This is a genomic window from Jonquetella sp. BV3C21 (assembly GCF_000468895.1).
Lineage (GTDB): Bacteria > Synergistota > Synergistia > Synergistales > Dethiosulfovibrionaceae > Jonquetella > Jonquetella anthropi.
In genome coordinates this window covers 38,014-53,068 of sequence record NZ_AWWC01000018.1, presented here as the reverse complement: position 1 = coordinate 53,068, position 15,055 = coordinate 38,014, and the positions used below count along the sequence as shown (strand labels likewise).

The following is a 15,055-nucleotide window of genomic DNA, read 5'->3' as shown; positions in this document are numbered from 1 at the left end:
CCCCCTCCTCTACCCGTCGAACCCGTACTGGGCGGCCTTTTCAGCCAACAGGTTTTTGCGGTTCTGCATCCGCCGCTCCCACGACGGAAGACTTTCGTACACGTAGGGCAACGCCTCGAGCATGTAATACGCTAGCGGGTTCGGCACGCCGAGCGCGTCTCCGAACAGCAACAGCATCAACTCGTCGTTCTTGTCAAACGCCTCTTTGCGAACCACCGGCATTCCCTTGCCAATCGACGCCCCGTAAAAAACGCCGAAAGCCATTCCTTCACAGCAGGCCATTTCTCCCGCCACGACACAGACCCCACCCCCTTTACTCTAGCATTGTATCATTTCATTCAATTTACATGGGAATTCCTCTGACGATAACTTATTGACGTGCCAAGATAATATAGTTATCATTTTATCATAGTAATCAAAAAGTTATCACGAAAGGTGGAAGATCATCTTGCCGTTTCAGCCCGAACTGGAACGATCGCCCAGCAGGGACGCGCTGCGGGTTCTTCTTCGCCTGCTGGCGCCGCGGCCGGAAGCGTCGTTTCTCATGAAGTGGAGAAAGCCCGACGGGCGGTGGACCGTTCTGGTGGTGGACCGAAGCCTGCCGCCGTCAGAAGGCGCTCTCATGCTGCTGGCTGACCGCCAAGGCTGGCGCACTTCCCGCAAGGGCGGCGGCCCAGTGCCGGCGAATTTTTGGGGAGTGGTTACATGGCTTTTGGACAGGCCTTGATCGGGCTGTGCGACGGCGACAATTTTTTCGTCTCCTGCGAGCGGGTCTTCCGCCCTGAGCTGAACGGCCGGCCGGTCGTCGTCCTGTCATCCAACGACGGCTGCGTCATCTCCCGAAGCAATGAGGCCAAGCGTCTGGGCATTCCCATGTGCGCCCCGTTTTTCAAGATCGCGCCGCTGGTCCGGCGTCACGGGATGACCGCCCTGTCGGGCAATATGGAGATGTACCGGGAAATGTCGGACCGCATGATGGCGGTCATCGCCCAGTTCAGCGACCAAGTCGAGCAGTACTCGGTCGACGAGGCGTTCTTCAACCTGTCCATCGCCTCGCTGACCGACCCGGCGGCTCACTGTCTGGCGCTCAGGAGAACAATTGCCCGGCGGATCGGCCTGCCGGTTTCCATCGGCGCGGCGCCGTCAAAGACTCTCGCCAAGGCCGCGTCCGAGATGACCAAGGGGAAAGAACCCGGCGTGCGCCTGATCCGTCCCGAAGAAACGGCATGCGCCGTCGCCAGTATGCCGGTGGAGCGGGTCTGGGGCATCGGGAAGCGAACCGCCCGCAAGATGCTTTCGTTTGGTATTCGGCTGGTACCTCAGCTGACGGCTCGGCCGAACGGGTGGCTGAAAGGCCATTTTTCAATCCGAGAAGTTCAGATCGCCGACGAGCTTCGGGGCCTGAAACGGTTTCCCCTGTCCTCTCAGGAGGAGACGCCTCAAAGCATTCAGGTCACAAGGACGTCTGCCGGCCCGCTGAGAACCGAAGACGAGCTCTGGGACGGCCTGATCCGTCATATTCTCGGCGGGACGGCCCGTCTGCGGCGGCACCATCTGGCGGCCGGCCGAATGGAGCTGTTCATCCGCACGAGCTATTTTTCCTCCCAGTCCCGATTTGCCTCGTCCCGCGCCTCCTTTTCGCCGCCGACCGACGATGATTTGGCCTGCCTGAGAGCGGGACGGCAGATTCTGTCCCGGGTCTTCCAACCCGGCTGGAACTATCGAGCCTCAGGCGTTCGCTTTTCAGATCTCTCGCCGTCCCAGCCCCGTCAGCTCACGTTCGCCGACCAACTGCCGGGAACGCGCAAACGCCATCGGCTGATGGAAGCCGTCGACGCGCTCAACGCCGATCTGGGAGCTGGGACGGTCCTCCCGGCCGCTCTCCTGTCGAAGAACCGATCCGCCGCGCAGCATAGTATGACGTCAGACTCACCTCTTATTCTGCCAGAACAGCTTCGTCCCGTTCTTTTCAGCAGGACAGACGGCGACGGGTAACGCGCAAAAGGCGAGGCAGCTTCTTTAAAAGAAGCTGCCTCGCCTTTTTTATATCTTAAATTTCTGGGCCAATACATCGCCTAAAAACGCGTCCAACGCTGCCGTCTGGCGTTCAAAGCTCACGGTCTCAAACGGCGGCAGGTGGCAGAACCCGCCGACTCCGCCCCGGCTTGCCTGCCAGTGAAGCAGGCCGAAGAACACGTGATTGCACACGTACGTTCCCGCGCTGTAGGAAACCTGAGCCGGCACTCCTTCTTTCTCCAGAGCGCGCGCCCAGAGGAGCGCCGAAAGAGTTCCGAAGTACGCGGCAGGAGCGCCGGGAACCACCGGGATATCGGACGGCTGAGAACCGTCGTTGTCGGGGATTCTGGCCTCGTCCAAGTTCAGCGCGACCCGTTCGGGCGTCAGCGCGCTTCGGCTTGACGCCAGCCCAAAGGAGATCACCGCCTGAGGGCGAAGCCGTTCCAACTCGGCGTACAGCACGCCAAGGGAGCGGGCAAACGACACCGGCAGCCGAAGGGCGCTCACCTCGCCGCCTCTGGAGCGGGCCAAAGCGCTGGCTACTTCCCAAGATGGGTTGACCGTTCCTCCGTCAAACGGCTCAAAGCCGGTCAGCAGGACTCTCATAGCGTGATAAAGAGGGCGACGAATGCGCCCAGCAGGGCCGGAAGGAAATTCGCCGTCCGAATGTTGCGAAGTTCCAGCTGGTTAATGCCGATGATCGCCACGATGACCCCGCCGATTCCGCTGAGCAGGTTCAGAAACTCCGGCGTGACGATTGGGAGCAGCGGCCGAGCCGCCAGAGCGAAAACGGCCTGATACAGCGTCATCGGAACGGCCGCTAGGACGACACCCCAGCCCATGGCGGCGGCAAATACAACGCAGCCGACAAAGTCCAAGCCGCTTTTCAGGTACAGGATCGACGGATCGCCCAGTCCGGCCTTAATAGACCCATAAATGGCCATGGCGCCGACTGTGACGACTATAGCCGAGGTCACAAACGCCTTTGCCGGCCCGGCGTCCCTTCCCGACGCATACTTGGACAGAAGCCTTTCGCCGGCCCGCTCGATTCGGTCGTGCAGCTTCAAGGCGGCCCCGATGCCGCCGCCCAAGGTCACGCTGGCCAGCAGAGCCGACATGTTGTGAGTCTTCATCGCGTCGGAAAGCCCGACGCACAGGACGACCATCCCGAGACCGTTCATCACAGTCCGATTCACGTCGTCGCTCATCCCGCGGCGAAGCAAGAGACCGCAGAGCGCACCGAGCACAACTGCCATGCCGTTGATTAAAACAGCTCCCATATTCCTCACGCTCCCCGAAACTTTTCTCTCGGTATTCTATCAGCGCCGTGGGGAGAAAAGAAGGCGGTCAATGGTCTTTTCGCTCCGAAAATCTCGGCGCACAAAAAAACCGAAAGGCTTCAAGCCTTTCGGATTCAAATGAAACTCTTTTAAAATCACTCCGAGCAGGCGAGCGCCGCCGAGGAGGACGCGGTCTGCTGTTTTTGAGCCCGACGAAGCCAAACGTCAGCCGTTTGTGGGCTTCGGTCAACTCCCATGCCGAGACGGTAACACAGCGACAGGCAGTTCATCGCGTCCACGTTGCCTAAAGCGGCAGCAGAAAGGAACCATTTGACTCCCGCTTGATAGTCCCGCGAAACGCCCTGACTGTTCATGCACATCACGCCGTAGTCAAAACGGGCCGACGGGTCTCCGCCCTCCGCCGCTTTCAGACACCACCTAGCCGCCTCTTTCACGTTCCGCGGAGTCCCAATCCCGGAGCTGTACATGACCGACAGGTGGTACTGAGCTTCCACAAGCCCACCGGAAGCGGCCAGCCGGCACCAAAAGAACGCCTGGCTGGGATCTCGCTTCACGCCTACTCCTTTTTCCCACGCGGTGGCAAGGCGGAACTGATACGCCGGGTCGCTCTCATGACCGGAGAACCACGACGGCCGAACGCCGGCAAACGCCCATGAACAGACCCCGAGCAGCATGACGCCGCAGGCTATGCATCGAAACCTTGACGACATCTCCGTCGAATCCCCCTTCCCAAAAGTTCCCCGTTTATTGGTGCATTCGATTATAAACGTTTCTTCGCTACGCGGAGTACCCTTTTTTATCTATTTATTTTCAATAAAACTCCCCACCGACGCAAAAGGGCCCTTCGGCTTCCGCCGAAGGGCCCGATAAATCGGTTCTTTCTGCCGCTTACTTGACAAAATAGTTGATGAACCACACGATATTCGGAAGGCCGACTAAGTCGATCAAAACGGCGCCGCACAGAGGGACAATGAGGAACGCCTTGTGGGACATCACGCCGTACCTCTCGCACATGGCGCCCATGTTGGCTACCGCGTTGGGAGTGGCGCCAAGCCCGTGCCCCATCACACCGGCGCACATGACCGCCGCGTCGTAGTCTTTGCCCAGCAGCGGGAACAGGATGAAAATCGTGAGAAGAGCCAGCAAAACCGTCTGAACGGCCAGAATGGCGCACAGCGGCCCGGCCAAGTCGTACAGGTCCCAAATGCGCAGGCTCATCATGGCCATGGTAAGGAACACGCCGATGGACACGTCGCTGATCAGAGAAATCGACTTCGACCGAATAGTTATCCAGCCCAGCTTGTCATTGAGGTTGCGCAGCACGACGGCCACAAACATGGCCGACACGTATCCGGGCAGACTGAAGCCGCTCCACTCCTTGATCTTGCCGCCCAGCAGAGCACCGACCGCCATGCAGACCAGAACCAACCCGAGCATTTTAAGGAACCCGTGGCTGGTAATCTGAGACTCGGCGCTGCCTTCCAGAAGATCGGACGCGTTCTGCTGGTAAATTTCCTCCTGGCTCGCCTCAATCTTCACCTTGTGACGGCGAATCAGCCCGACAGCGACAGGCCCGCCCAAAAGGCCGCCGGCGATCAGACCAAACGTGGCGGACGCGATAGCGACAGCCGACGCGCCGGAAATCCCCATGCCCTCGACCATCGCGCCAAACGACGCGGCCGCGCCGTGACCGCCTTCCAGCGACACCGCGCCGGCCATGATACCCAGCACCGGGTGAATGCCCAACGTCTTCGCCAGACCGGAACCGACGACGTTCTGGATCACCGCCAAGCACCAGCAGAAGACCAAGTAGACGATCAGCGCCTTGCCGCCCCGTTTGAGCAGGCTGAAACTGCCGCCGATGCCGACCGTCGTGAAGAACGCCAGCATCATCGGCGTCTGAAGCGACGTGGTGAACTTAATGTGTCCGCCGCTGTGGTGCACGACCAAAGCGACGATGGCCATCAGCAGGCCGCCCAGGACTGGCGCCGGGATACAGAACGTCTCAAAAAACTTGACTTCTTTTTTCAGCCAGTACCCCAGAAGCAGCAGAAGCAGCGCAATAACCGTTGTCCACAGTGGATCGAAAGTGACCGTCAGTGCTCCTTCAACGCTTTCCCATGACATGCCCAGTTCCTCCCCATATAGAGTATTCTCGAAACACGCCAAGCATTTTACTTTTAAAAGTATACTACATTTTACCTAACTACTGCTGACTCAGTTCACCGGCGCCGGATCAGCCGCTTGGGCGCTCAGACGAACAGCGGCATTCTTGACTCGATTTCGGCGAGAAACGCGTCCTTTTCCTCTCGGGAGAACAGATCGTCCGGCAGGGACTCCACTGCGCCCGCCACCGCCGAAAGGGGCGTCCCAAATTTTTTCCACCGGTTGGCCAGCTGAGCGAGAGTTCCGGCTCTTCCCTGCCGAGCAAGAACCGTTTCAATCGGCTCGACGAGACCGGCCAGCGACAGCTGGCCGCGGCTCAGGCTCAGGACAAACGGACAAATTCCCTGCCGTTTTTCGAGAGCTCGGGCGAGTTTTTTCGCCTCTTCTGGCCCCCGATCGGCCACTGCCGGCACCAGCACCGACGCGGCCGGATCAATCTGGGCCAAGACGTTCAGCACGTCGCCGTCCGCGACCATCACGAAACTGCCCTGCCCCGTCAGGGCAGCGCCCAGCCCTTGTCCCAGCAGGCCTAAAAACGCCTGAACATCTTGGTCGGTCAGCTCCCATTCCAGCCCCTCCCCGTCATTTGTCCCTTTCTTGGAAAAAGGAGGTTCGCTCGGCGAAGACGGACACGCCGTCCAGCTCTCCCGAGCCTGAAGGAACGGCGCCGCGCCGAAGACCGCCAGCGCCGCGAGAGACGCAAGGAAAAAGTTTTTCATCGTGTCAGCCTCCTTTCAGACTTTTGTTTATGTTACCGAACCAGCCGGAGAGCCGCAAGGAGAGGATTGAGCCTGATTTTTCGGAAGCTCCAATCTTTCGACGGCAGGGACGTTTTTTCTGGGCGCCCTGTGGCCGCTCGTTTTCCGAGGGCCGTTTTGACGAACAACCGTTCAACGGCTCATAAACGCCGTCGAAGACCCTTTCTGTAGGCCAAATAAAATAAAGTCCCGCGCGACGATATCGCACGGGACTTTTGTAGTTTGGCTCCTCGAGCAGGACTTGAACCTGCGACCTAGTGATTAACAGTCACCCGCTCTGCCGACTGAGCTATCGAGGAATGTGGAGGCGGCACCCAGATTCGAACTGGGGATAAAGGATTTGCAGTCCTCTGCCTTACCACTTGGCTATGCCGCCATGGAGCGGAAGACGGGATTTGAACCCGCGACCCCGACCTTGGCAAGGTCGTGCTCTACCCCTGAGCTACTTCCGCAGAAGAAACAAAATGGTGGCGAGACCCAGAATCGAACTGGGGACACACGGATTTTCAGTCCGTTGCTCTACCAACTGAGCTATCTCGCCGTTGAATGGATGGCGAATGGCGGGGCTGACGAGACTCGAACTCGCGACCTTCGGCGTGACAGGCCGACGCTCTAACCAACTGAGCTACAACCCCGTATGGTGGGCGATACAGGGATCGAACCTGTGACAACCTGCTTGTAAGGCAGGCGCTCTTCCGCTGAGCTAACCGCCCCTGTGCGCTTCACCAGCACGGAGCATTTTACCCCACGCGCGTCGGCCTTGTCAATACCGCCCTAGCTCCCGCCGCGGTCAGTTCAGTCCGCCCGCGAGCCGATAAAAGCCGCGGCGTTGCCGCCGAGAAAAGCAGCCATTTCAGTTTCGTTCAAGCCGGACGCTTCCAGCCGGGACGAGAACTTCCGCCCCGTCAGAATCGGCCAGTCGGTCCCGTACAGGAGCTTTTCCCCGGCGCCGGCGGCGCGGACGGCGGAGAGGACTTCGCCGCCGTACAGGAAGGGCCAAGCCGCCGTGTCGTATCGGGCGTTTTTCAGAGCCAGCTTCATTTCCGGCATGGTCTCGTAAAGCCACAGCCCGCCGCCAAAGTGCGCAAAGATCACTCTGGCTTCCGGGTGGTTGAGGCAAAACTGAGCCGCTTCTCTTGGCCCCACGTTCCCTTTCCCGGCGTAATCGTGCCCCACCGGCTCAGCAGTGTGCACGTTAATCAGCATTCCGCAGTCGGACGCGGCCCGCACGAGAGTTCCGGTTTGACGAGCGTCGTCTAAGCTGAAGCCCTGTCCTTGGGGAAAAAGCTCTCCCACGCCGGCGCACCCGGCGGCGGCGCACCGTTCGACTTCCGCCCCGGCTCCCCGGGCCAGCGGCGGGACGACCGCAAAGGGGATAATCCGTCCGGGCCACTTCCGAGAGGCCTCAATCAGATAGTCGTTGCAGATTCGGCACAGTCCCAAGTCACGGAACGCGAAGCCAAACGCCCAGCACTGGTCGATCTTCTCGTCGTCCATGCGGGCGATCAGCTCTTCGGCGGTACCCCATTTGTGGACGTTGTTGTGGGTCAGTTTGTCAAAATACGGTTCCCGTGCCGAAATGGCCGTTTGGTCGTCCCGTATTTCCGGCGGGTACAGATGAACATGCACGTCAATGACTGGCATGAGATTTTTCATTCCTTCCTGCTCTCTGTCCGGACGGCCCGAGAAGCCCGACGATCCGCCCGGCTAAAATTCCGACGGTCAGCCCGGTGATGAGGCCCAAAGAGACCATCATCGGGCCGTACCATGCCACCGCCCGCCACCCAACGACGAATCCAGCGACCGCCAACTGGCCGGCGTTATGAACGAGCGCCGAAAAACAGCTGAGCCACAGGATCGAGACGTCCCCGCGGAACAGCCGGTACAACAGAACCGACGCCGCCAAGCTGAGAAGCCCCCCGGCGGCGCTGCACAAAAAGCCGAAGCCCCAACCGTTTATGAGCCCGCCGAGCAAGATGCGAACGACGCCAATCGAAACGGCGGCAGCCGGCCCCCAAAGAAAGAGCCCCGCCATAGGAAAGATGTTGGCGAATCCGGGGCGAACCCCGGCGAGCGGCATGGGGATCAACAGTTCAAGCTGGTTGACCGCCAAAGCCATGGCAGCCATGAGTCCCCACAGGGCGACGCGCCGAGCCGGCGATATTTTCTTAGCGGGAAACGCTGTCAAGTTTGCCGCCTCCGTCCCCTTCAATCGTCACGGAAAAACGGTGCGGCAGACATACTGCCGACTGCCCCGGACGGGTCAGCGGGCCTGCGGCCACGCACAGTTTATCCGGGCAGTCGCTCCAGACCACTTCTGCCGAGCTGGAAGTTATCCGCACGGCGTTTTTCCCCTCCGGCGACGAGTACGTCCGCTCGACTGGCTCGGCAGTTTTCCCCAGACGAAAGACTTCAATGGTCTGGCCGTTTCGAGCAACCCGGGCTTTCAGCGGCCCGCCGGCAGAACGGACTGCGACCCAGCCGACGACCGCCGCCGTCACGGCAACGCCTAAAATTGTGATGATGAGCCGATCACCGGATCTCATAAGGCGCCTCGTCGGTCAGCTCAAAGCGGCCTTTCAGGCCGGGAGTCACCTTGACCCATCCGAGACCGACAAAAATGGCGTCAATCCCCGGCAAGGACTTGAGGAGCTCCTCCCCCTTGACCGAACCGAGGACGAACAGGGCCGTTGCCAAGGCGTCACCGTCCTCTGAGCGTTCGCTGACGACCGTCACAGCCTGCAGGTCCGACTCGGCAGGGCGGCCGGTCGCCGGGTCAAACAGGTGATGATACCGGCGTCCGTTTTGAAAGAAGTACCGCTCATAGGGGCCGGACGTGACGACCGAACCGCCGTCCGGCAGGGAGACTATGCCAAAAATCGCGCCCCGCTCGTCCAACGGGTCCTGAACGCCGATTTGCCACGCGCCGCCTTCTGGCCTTCGGCCGAACGCCACCACGTTGCCGCCGAGGTTTAAAACGCCCGCCGACACGCCGCGGCTCTGAAGCATTTGGCGCAGATCGTCGGCGCAGGTTCCCTTGGCGATGCCGCCCAGATCCAGCACTTGCCCTTGGCTCAGCTCGACAGACCTTCCGTCTATTTTCACGTCCTGCCACCGACACCTCGGCAAGGCCTCCCGAATCTCCCGCGGAAAGGGAACGTGGGCTTTGTCCGTTCCAATACCCCACAGGTCCACGATCGGGCCGATCATCGGGTTAAACGCGCCGTTGGTCCGCTTCGTCCAGCCAAGCGCCCGGGTCATCAAAGACGCGAGCCGTTCGGGCACTTGGACTGGCCCATGACCGGCCGCCCGGTTCAGAGCCGCGACCGGCGAGTCAGGGTTCTGCCGGGAAAAGAATCGGCCGTCGCTCCCTGCCAAGGCGACCGCCGCGTCCATGTCATCTTGACCGGCGCCCCACAGCGTCAGTTCGAACACCGTGTCCATGGCAAAAATCTGCCGTTTCAGCGGCGCGCGGCGCCCGCCCCAAAATGGAATCGTCGCGGCGACTGCCAGAGCAACGGCCAGTCCGAGTACCGGCGCGATAATGGATCGACTGAGCTTCAACGAATAACTCCTCCCGTCGTGGGCGTTTCGTCTGTATTATACGACAGGCGCCCGCTCAAACAGAGCTTTTCGGAGTTTTCAAAATCCTGTCGAGCAAACAAAAAAGCCGGCTCATCGAGCCGGCCTCAAAGAAATGACGGAGTCATTTCGTTCTCTTCTGGTGGAGATAAGGGGAATCGAACCCCTGACCTCTTGAATGCCATTCAAGCGCTCTCCCAGCTGAGCTATATCCCCGTATGACGTTTCCAACGGCCGGCGCGAAAAAATGGTGGAGATAAGGGGAATCGAACCCCTGACCTCTTGAATGCCATTCAAGCGCTCTCCCAGCTGAGCTATATCCCCACGCCGGCAGTCGAGAAGGAACTCCAGTAACAGAGGGCATTATAACCACCTTTCAGAAGGCTGTCAACGTTTGAGAAGCGGCGTTTCACTCTCCTCATCATCTTCTATCCTTGCAGGCCGCGTTGAAGTACAATATGGCTTGGATTTTTATTCTTTGCCCCTATATTCCGCGATCAAGGGCGCGCCAAGCTGAACGTGCCGATACCGCGCTGTTGGACGGCCGACTTCCCGACCGGGACGACCGCAAGCGGAAAAGCCGACGGCGTCCGTACTTCAATGAGGCGGCGCAAGAAGCGGATTCCGTCAAGGTCTTTAACACTTGACGACGTTGTTATAAGGAGGTTTTTGTATGATTTTTTCTCTGTGCCGAGCGGCTCTGACCCTGCTGACGGCCTGCTGCGTTTTTGCCGTGCCGCTTGCCGGGCCGGCAGAAAGCGCCGCCGTCGGACAGACGGTATCCACAGAAGAGCTTTTAGAGACGATTTTCCAAAGCCTCGACCTGCCGACCCTCGCCCGAACGCCGTCCCTCGTTCCCACCGCGTTTGAGGCGGCGTCCGAGTGGGGAATCATCGATATTTCTACCGTCTCACCCGCTCAGCCGGTTACCCAAGGCGACGCGGTTTACTTCGCGTTTTTGTCTATGGGCTGGTCTCACGAAGCCCAGCTTGCGAACTGGCTCTGCGGCGACGGAACGCCGCCGCCGGCTTGGACCGAACAGATCCGGCAGGGGACTCTGATCTTGGCAGAACAAGTCAAGCCCGCCGCGCCGTCCGAACTGTGGGAAAACCCCGACGTCCTTTTGACGCCCCAAGAAGCTCAAAAGCTGGCGAAATGGCTGGGCGACTGTCGGCAGGCCCTGATCTGGGACAAGAAGTTCTCCTCCCCAGCCGGGACGCTTTGGCTCAGACGAACTGGCACAGGCCGGCCGCCTGCAGGTTGGCAGGTCTCTCTGGCGTCGTTTGAAACCTACGACGAAGCGTCAAGCTTCCTGCAGAAGATCCAAGGCCGTCTTCCGAAAAATCTGCGGTTGTCCATCATCGACGGCAACCCCCGGTACGACGTCGTCACCCCGAAGGTCGCCAGCGCGGCGATCGCTCAAGCCCAAGCGAAGCAGCTGCCCGGCTCAGCCGTTGTTCCTGCGGCAACAGATTCGTCGATTCAGACGCTCTTTTTTGCCGGCTGGTCGCCGGCCAAACTGTCCGACACCTATGTGACTACGTCTCAGCAGCTCAGTAACAACCGCTCTCTGCCTTTGAGCGAATACGGAAGAATCACCGGCTCCGAGGCGGCGATCAACGGCGGCTATTTTTACATGGGGCAACCTATCGGCACCATATTCATCAGCGGCGTTCCTCAGAACACCGCCTACCCGCAGCGCTCCATGGTGGCTTGGAAGGCGAACGGCGGCACCTTTTTTGGTTCCGGCGACTTTCGCATTCAGCTGCAAAACGGCGGCCGTCAGGTCGGCGTCCCGCGGACTATCAACAAAGAGACCTTGCCGGGCGAGCTGGGATTTTTTTCAGGCGAACTCGGTCGATCGGTCGCCATGTCGTCGGCGACCCGGCTTTTTTCGCTCTCGAAAGGCAAACTGCGCCTCCTTCAGTCTGACCCGACGACGATGAAGCCGACCGACTGGCTGCTGGAAGACCGATCGATCAACGGACGTCTCTCCGAAGGCGACCCGATTACGCTGAACGTTCAGTGGCGAGACGAGAACGCCCAAGGAACGGTTGGCGCGCTTCAGGGCGGCCCGCTGCTGTTGAAGGACGGAAAAATTCAGCGGATGAACGAAGGGATAGCGGTCGGAGTGATCAACCGCCGCCATCCGAGAACCCTCGTCGGCCGCATTGGCAAGACGGTCTGGTGGCTGGCAGTTGACGGCAGAGCCCCGTGGCACAGCTCCGGCCTGACCTTGGACGAGGCGACGACACTCGGGCAGTACTTAGGCTTCACGGACCTGCTGAACCTCGACGGCGGCGGATCCACCGAGCTGCTCTACCACGGCTATCCGGTGAACAAACCCTCGGACGGACGGGAGCGGAAACTGCCCTACGCGGTCTGCTTCGGCGGGACAATTCCTCCTCAGCCGGTTCAAATGGCTACCGACAATCCTGAGGAAGACGTCATCGAGCAGCTGCTGAACAAGCTGCTGTCCCATTAACCTTTTTCTCCATCGAGTTTTTATTAAACAAAAAGATCGCGCCGCCTTGAAGCCGTTGATGGCCTCAAGGCGGCGCGATTTCTTTGCGGTTCCCGCTGCTAATACCAGCGAACTATCGGCAGTTCGTTATTAATGCCTTTGGAAAACAAAATCTGGTGCAGGTCGATGACGCCGTTATGGAACGAGGCGGCGCACGCCGCAAGGTATAAGTGCCACATACGGAAGAACCGCTCCCCGTACTGCGCTTTAATCTCGTCCGAGTGCTCCATGAAGTTCTTCTCCCAGCAAAGCAGAGTTTTGGAATAGTGAAGCCTCAAGTTCTCCACGTCCAGCGTGTGAAAGTTGAACTCGGCCATCTGGGAAATAATTTCGCGCAGGCTGGGAATCATCCCGCCCGGGAAAATATACTTCTTCATCCACGGATCCCCGGAGTACTCCTTCAGAGCGCTGATGAAGTGCAGAAGGAAGACTCCGCCGTCGTTCATCACGCTGCTCGCGCAGTCCATGAATTTTCGATAGTTGTCCCGCCCGACGTGCTCCAACATGCCCACGCTGACGACCCGGTCGAACGTTCGTCCCCAACTCGGAAGGTCCCGGTAATCCATCAGCCGGACTTCCAGCGTGTCTTCCAAGCCGAGGTCGGCAATCTGCCGGCTGAAGTAGTTGTACTGCCCTTCGCTCAGCGTGACGCCCGTGCCGCGAACCTTGTACTTTTTCGCGGCCTGAATGAGCAAAAAGCCCCAGCCGCAGCCGATATCAAGAAGGGACATGCCCTCTTTCAGGTGCAGCTTTTCAAGAATGTAGTTCACCTTGTTGACCTGCGCGTCGTGAAGCGTATCGCCGGACGTTTTAAAGTACCCGCACGAATAGCTCATAGACTCGTCGAGCCAGAGCTTGTAAAACTCGTTGCCGATATCGTAGTGGCTCTGAACCGCTTGAAGTTGGTTCTTTTTCGACGTGGAGGGGAACAGAAGGCGGCGCAGCGAGTGCTGGTTCGTAGAAAAGTTGTCCATCTGGCTCAAAAGAGCGTCGAGCGCGGAGTATAACGAGCCGTCTTCGACGTCAATCGTGCCGTCCATGTACGCCTCGCCCAGCGCAAGAGAGGTACTTTCCAACAGACTCACAAGGGATATGGGGCCGTTAATCCTGAGCGTGAACTCCGGCTCTCCCGTCCCGACAAGAAATTTCTCTTCGTCCATCTTCACAAAGAAGGGGTGTTTGGCAAACCGCTCCAGAAAAAATTTCAGGATCTTTTCTCTGACCATTTTGTCCTCCTTAGCAAAAACAGCTTCACCGAAAATTCTGCCGAACCGTTTTCCCCCTCGCCGCGCCGAGCGGCCGAACCCACGAATGATTTAAAAATATAAGTGGAGACTTACTTATAATTATTTTACATCTTCAAGGCTCAACCGAAAGATAAAAAAATACTGAGAGTCTTGCTTTTTTTCAAAAAAACTGGACGGCCGTTTCGGCCGTCCAGCGCAGTTCTCTTCTCCCCGCTTAGTTCCGCAGGGTGTCTTTCAACTTTTGGTACGCGTTTCTGATCGGCTCTTGGAACGACTTCATCGCCGCCTGAGCCGTGCTCTCGCTTGACCCGCGGGCGTTCTTGTAAAGGACGTGAGTCTTGTCACAGACGGAGCTGAGATCGCTTCCGTTATAGACTTTCAGAAGCTCCCCGTATTTCCGCGCCGCGTCGTAGTCCTTCCTGAGAAGGAGATTGACGCAGCTCGCGTTGAAATCTATCCAATCCTGCATTTTATCGACCAAGCGCTCCGAGGCGAGTTCTTTCAGGTTTGGGGCGTGAATGTACGCCGGCAAATTGGCTGCTGGGTATTCGGTTGACTTGGAAAAGGCTTCCCTGTAGTCGGAGAACAGCTTGTACAGCCCCTGAACCTGCCGACGCGCCTCAGGAAGCTGGACGGCATACCGGTCGAACTTATCGACATAGGAGAGGAACGACGAGTTGACCGTCAAATCGCGCTGAAGCCACCGCTCAGCCCCGTACAGCTTGTAAATTTCCCATTTATCAAGGTCCCGCTTCATCGGCGGCCAGAGCCTTGGGTTTCGGTCAAAAAGGTTTCTGCGAATGACCGAGTCGGACGGAAGGTCTTTGTAGTTTATCGAGTTGTAGTACCGCTTGACGCTTTCCACGTCTTTGGTGAACAGAACGGCCATGTCGTTCAGCGCTTGATGGGCCGACACCAGTTCTTTGATCACGTCCTTGTTCCGCAGCCACAGCTGGGCCGGCACAAACAGAGCTTGCCCTGCGTTCGGCTTGGGAATCAGTTTCTCGTCGGACAGCCGGTCAAGCATCGAGGCCAGCTGCTGGGCCCTGAAGGTCGTAGTCATGTCGTGCTCCTTCACGACCCGTTCCAACGGTTTGGTCCATTGACCGAACTCGGCAATGAGCTGCTTGTACTCCGCCAAATCCTGAATGTGCTCAATCTGGCTTCGAAGAAGCCGGGCCGACACGAGAAAATCCCCGTACGGAAAACCCTCTTCAAAATTCACCTGGTTCATCACGTTGGTGATCACTTTTTCGTTGTGGTCAATCACGCGAATCGCCTGATCGGCGAACTTGTCGCGCAGCTCGTAAAAATCGCTCGCCCAAGCGCCCGCCCCAAAAACGGCAAGAACCGCCCCAACGAAACCTGCCAAATAAAACCGCCGCATTTGAACTCCTCCTTCTTTAGGGTAATTTCTTTTACGACTTTATATCCCGATTATAGCGGCGTCTGCCGGTCCGA

The 15,055-nt window shown here is 58.8% G+C and carries 15 protein-coding genes and 8 tRNA genes; 3 read left to right on the top strand and 20 right to left on the bottom strand.

The features are described 5' to 3' along the window. Positions 1–9: 9 nt before the first annotated feature. Entirely contained in the window at positions 10–294 is a 285-nt protein-coding gene (locus HMPREF1249_RS04445; protein WP_021775897.1) for a hypothetical protein, read from the bottom strand. A gap of 154 nt (positions 295–448) precedes the next feature. On the opposite strand from HMPREF1249_RS04445, the gene HMPREF1249_RS04440 reads away from it, so the two are divergent. Beyond that, positions 449–727 (top strand): hypothetical protein, encoded by a 279-nt coding sequence (locus HMPREF1249_RS04440; protein ID WP_008520364.1) that lies wholly within the window; start codon positions 449–451, stop codon positions 725–727. Continuing rightward, on the top strand, positions 706–1,995 hold the full coding sequence (locus tag HMPREF1249_RS04435) for a Y-family DNA polymerase (RefSeq protein ID WP_008520363.1): 1,290 nt from the start codon (positions 706–708) through the stop codon (positions 1,993–1,995). Before HMPREF1249_RS04440 ends, HMPREF1249_RS04435 begins: the two co-directional genes overlap by 22 nt. 48 nt (positions 1,996–2,043) lie before the next feature. On the opposite strand, the gene HMPREF1249_RS04430 is transcribed toward HMPREF1249_RS04435, so the two are convergent. The 17 genes from HMPREF1249_RS04430 to HMPREF1249_RS04350 form a co-directional block, all read right to left on the bottom strand. After that, positions 2,044–2,622, bottom strand: coding sequence for a pyroglutamyl-peptidase I family protein (locus tag HMPREF1249_RS04430; protein WP_021775905.1), 579 nt, complete (start codon positions 2,620–2,622; stop codon positions 2,044–2,046). Then, positions 2,619–3,296 carry a DUF554 domain-containing protein gene (locus HMPREF1249_RS04425; protein WP_008522592.1) on the bottom strand — a complete coding sequence of 226 codons (678 nt, stop codon included), beginning with the start codon at positions 3,294–3,296 and terminating at the stop codon, positions 2,619–2,621. The genes HMPREF1249_RS04430 and HMPREF1249_RS04425 overlap by 4 nt, the downstream gene beginning before the upstream one ends. 155 nt (positions 3,297–3,451) lie before the next feature. Continuing rightward, a complete protein-coding gene (locus HMPREF1249_RS04420; RefSeq protein WP_039873246.1) occupies positions 3,452–4,027 on the bottom strand; it encodes a tetratricopeptide repeat protein in 576 nt (191 codons plus the stop codon). A 178-nt stretch (positions 4,028–4,205) separates the two neighbouring features. Continuing rightward, positions 4,206–5,444 (bottom strand): sodium/glutamate symporter, encoded by a 1,239-nt coding sequence (gene gltS / locus HMPREF1249_RS04415; protein ID WP_021775901.1) that lies wholly within the window; start codon positions 5,442–5,444, stop codon positions 4,206–4,208. Positions 5,445–5,569: 125 nt separating this feature from the next. After that, the gene (locus tag HMPREF1249_RS04410; RefSeq protein ID WP_021775911.1) at positions 5,570–6,202 is read right to left on the bottom strand and encodes a hypothetical protein; all 633 of its coding nucleotides are present in this window, start codon (positions 6,200–6,202) and stop codon (positions 5,570–5,572) included. Positions 6,203–6,464: 262 nt separating this feature from the next. Continuing rightward, positions 6,465–6,540: transfer RNA gene (locus HMPREF1249_RS04405), tRNA-Asn, on the bottom strand. A gap of 3 nt (positions 6,541–6,543) precedes the next feature. Then, positions 6,544–6,617 (bottom strand) — tRNA-Cys (locus tag HMPREF1249_RS04400). Between the two features lies 1 nt (position 6,618). Further along, positions 6,619–6,693 (bottom strand) — tRNA-Gly (locus tag HMPREF1249_RS04395). Between the two features lie 13 nt (positions 6,694–6,706). Beyond that, a tRNA-Phe gene (locus tag HMPREF1249_RS04390) sits at positions 6,707–6,782 on the bottom strand. Positions 6,783–6,799: 17 nt separating this feature from the next. Continuing rightward, positions 6,800–6,876: transfer RNA gene (locus HMPREF1249_RS04385), tRNA-Asp, on the bottom strand. 3 nt (positions 6,877–6,879) lie between these two features. Further along, positions 6,880–6,954: transfer RNA gene (locus HMPREF1249_RS04380), tRNA-Val, on the bottom strand. An 82-nt stretch (positions 6,955–7,036) separates the two neighbouring features. Further along, positions 7,037–7,897 carry an amidohydrolase family protein gene (locus tag HMPREF1249_RS04375; RefSeq protein WP_008522588.1) on the bottom strand — a complete coding sequence of 287 codons (861 nt, stop codon included), beginning with the start codon at positions 7,895–7,897 and terminating at the stop codon, positions 7,037–7,039. Beyond that, complete coding sequence (locus HMPREF1249_RS04370) at positions 7,872–8,429, bottom strand: Gx transporter family protein (protein WP_008522586.1); 558 nt, start codon at positions 8,427–8,429, stop codon at positions 7,872–7,874. The genes HMPREF1249_RS04375 and HMPREF1249_RS04370 overlap by 26 nt, the downstream gene beginning before the upstream one ends. Beyond that, a complete protein-coding gene (locus HMPREF1249_RS04365) occupies positions 8,410–8,787 on the bottom strand; it encodes a NusG domain II-containing protein (protein WP_008520345.1) in 378 nt (125 codons plus the stop codon). Before HMPREF1249_RS04365 ends, HMPREF1249_RS04370 begins: the two co-directional genes overlap by 20 nt. Next, positions 8,774–9,805, bottom strand: coding sequence for an FAD:protein FMN transferase (locus HMPREF1249_RS04360; RefSeq protein ID WP_008520344.1), 1,032 nt, complete (start codon positions 9,803–9,805; stop codon positions 8,774–8,776). Before HMPREF1249_RS04360 ends, HMPREF1249_RS04365 begins: the two co-directional genes overlap by 14 nt. 158 nt (positions 9,806–9,963) lie before the next feature. Continuing rightward, positions 9,964–10,039, bottom strand: a tRNA-Ala gene (locus tag HMPREF1249_RS04355). A 32-nt stretch (positions 10,040–10,071) separates the two neighbouring features. Next, positions 10,072–10,147: transfer RNA gene (locus tag HMPREF1249_RS04350), tRNA-Ala, on the bottom strand. A 349-nt stretch (positions 10,148–10,496) separates the two neighbouring features. Here HMPREF1249_RS04350 and HMPREF1249_RS04345 point away from each other — a divergent pair. Continuing rightward, the gene (locus HMPREF1249_RS04345) at positions 10,497–12,308 is read left to right on the top strand and encodes a phosphodiester glycosidase family protein (protein ID WP_008520341.1); all 1,812 of its coding nucleotides are present in this window, start codon (positions 10,497–10,499) and stop codon (positions 12,306–12,308) included. Between the two features lie 98 nt (positions 12,309–12,406). Here the strand turns inward: HMPREF1249_RS04345 and HMPREF1249_RS04340 are convergent, their stop codons facing one another. Further along, positions 12,407–13,573 carry an SAM-dependent methyltransferase gene (locus tag HMPREF1249_RS04340; RefSeq protein WP_008520340.1) on the bottom strand — a complete coding sequence of 389 codons (1,167 nt, stop codon included), beginning with the start codon at positions 13,571–13,573 and terminating at the stop codon, positions 12,407–12,409. A gap of 235 nt (positions 13,574–13,808) precedes the next feature. Continuing rightward, positions 13,809–14,981 (bottom strand): hypothetical protein, encoded by a 1,173-nt coding sequence (locus HMPREF1249_RS04335; protein WP_008520337.1) that lies wholly within the window; start codon positions 14,979–14,981, stop codon positions 13,809–13,811. Between the last annotated feature and the right edge of the window lie 74 nt (positions 14,982–15,055).

Bases quoted from the DNA above. Each gene is read 5' to 3' on its own strand.
- HMPREF1249_RS04435 (WP_008520363.1), top strand. From the start codon at position 706: ATGGCTTTTGGACAGGCCTTGATCGGGCTGTGCGACGGCGACAATTTT.
- HMPREF1249_RS04430 (WP_021775905.1), bottom strand. From the start codon at position 2,622: ATGAGAGTCCTGCTGACCGGCTTTGAGCCGTTTGACGGAGGAACGGTC.
- HMPREF1249_RS04425 (WP_008522592.1), bottom strand. From the start codon at position 3,296: ATGGGAGCTGTTTTAATCAACGGCATGGCAGTTGTGCTCGGTGCGCTC.
- HMPREF1249_RS04420 (WP_039873246.1), bottom strand. From the start codon at position 4,027: ATGTCGTCAAGGTTTCGATGCATAGCCTGCGGCGTCATGCTGCTCGGG.
- gltS (WP_021775901.1), bottom strand. From the start codon at position 5,444: ATGTCATGGGAAAGCGTTGAAGGAGCACTGACGGTCACTTTCGATCCA.
- HMPREF1249_RS04410 (WP_021775911.1), bottom strand. From the start codon at position 6,202: ATGAAAAACTTTTTCCTTGCGTCTCTCGCGGCGCTGGCGGTCTTCGGC.
- HMPREF1249_RS04375 (WP_008522588.1), bottom strand. From the start codon at position 7,897: ATGAAAAATCTCATGCCAGTCATTGACGTGCATGTTCATCTGTACCCG.
- HMPREF1249_RS04365 (WP_008520345.1), bottom strand. From the start codon at position 8,787: ATGAGATCCGGTGATCGGCTCATCATCACAATTTTAGGCGTTGCCGTG.
- HMPREF1249_RS04345 (WP_008520341.1), top strand. From the start codon at position 10,497: ATGATTTTTTCTCTGTGCCGAGCGGCTCTGACCCTGCTGACGGCCTGC.
- HMPREF1249_RS04340 (WP_008520340.1), bottom strand. From the start codon at position 13,573: ATGGTCAGAGAAAAGATCCTGAAATTTTTTCTGGAGCGGTTTGCCAAA.
- HMPREF1249_RS04335 (WP_008520337.1), bottom strand. From the start codon at position 14,981: ATGCGGCGGTTTTATTTGGCAGGTTTCGTTGGGGCGGTTCTTGCCGTT.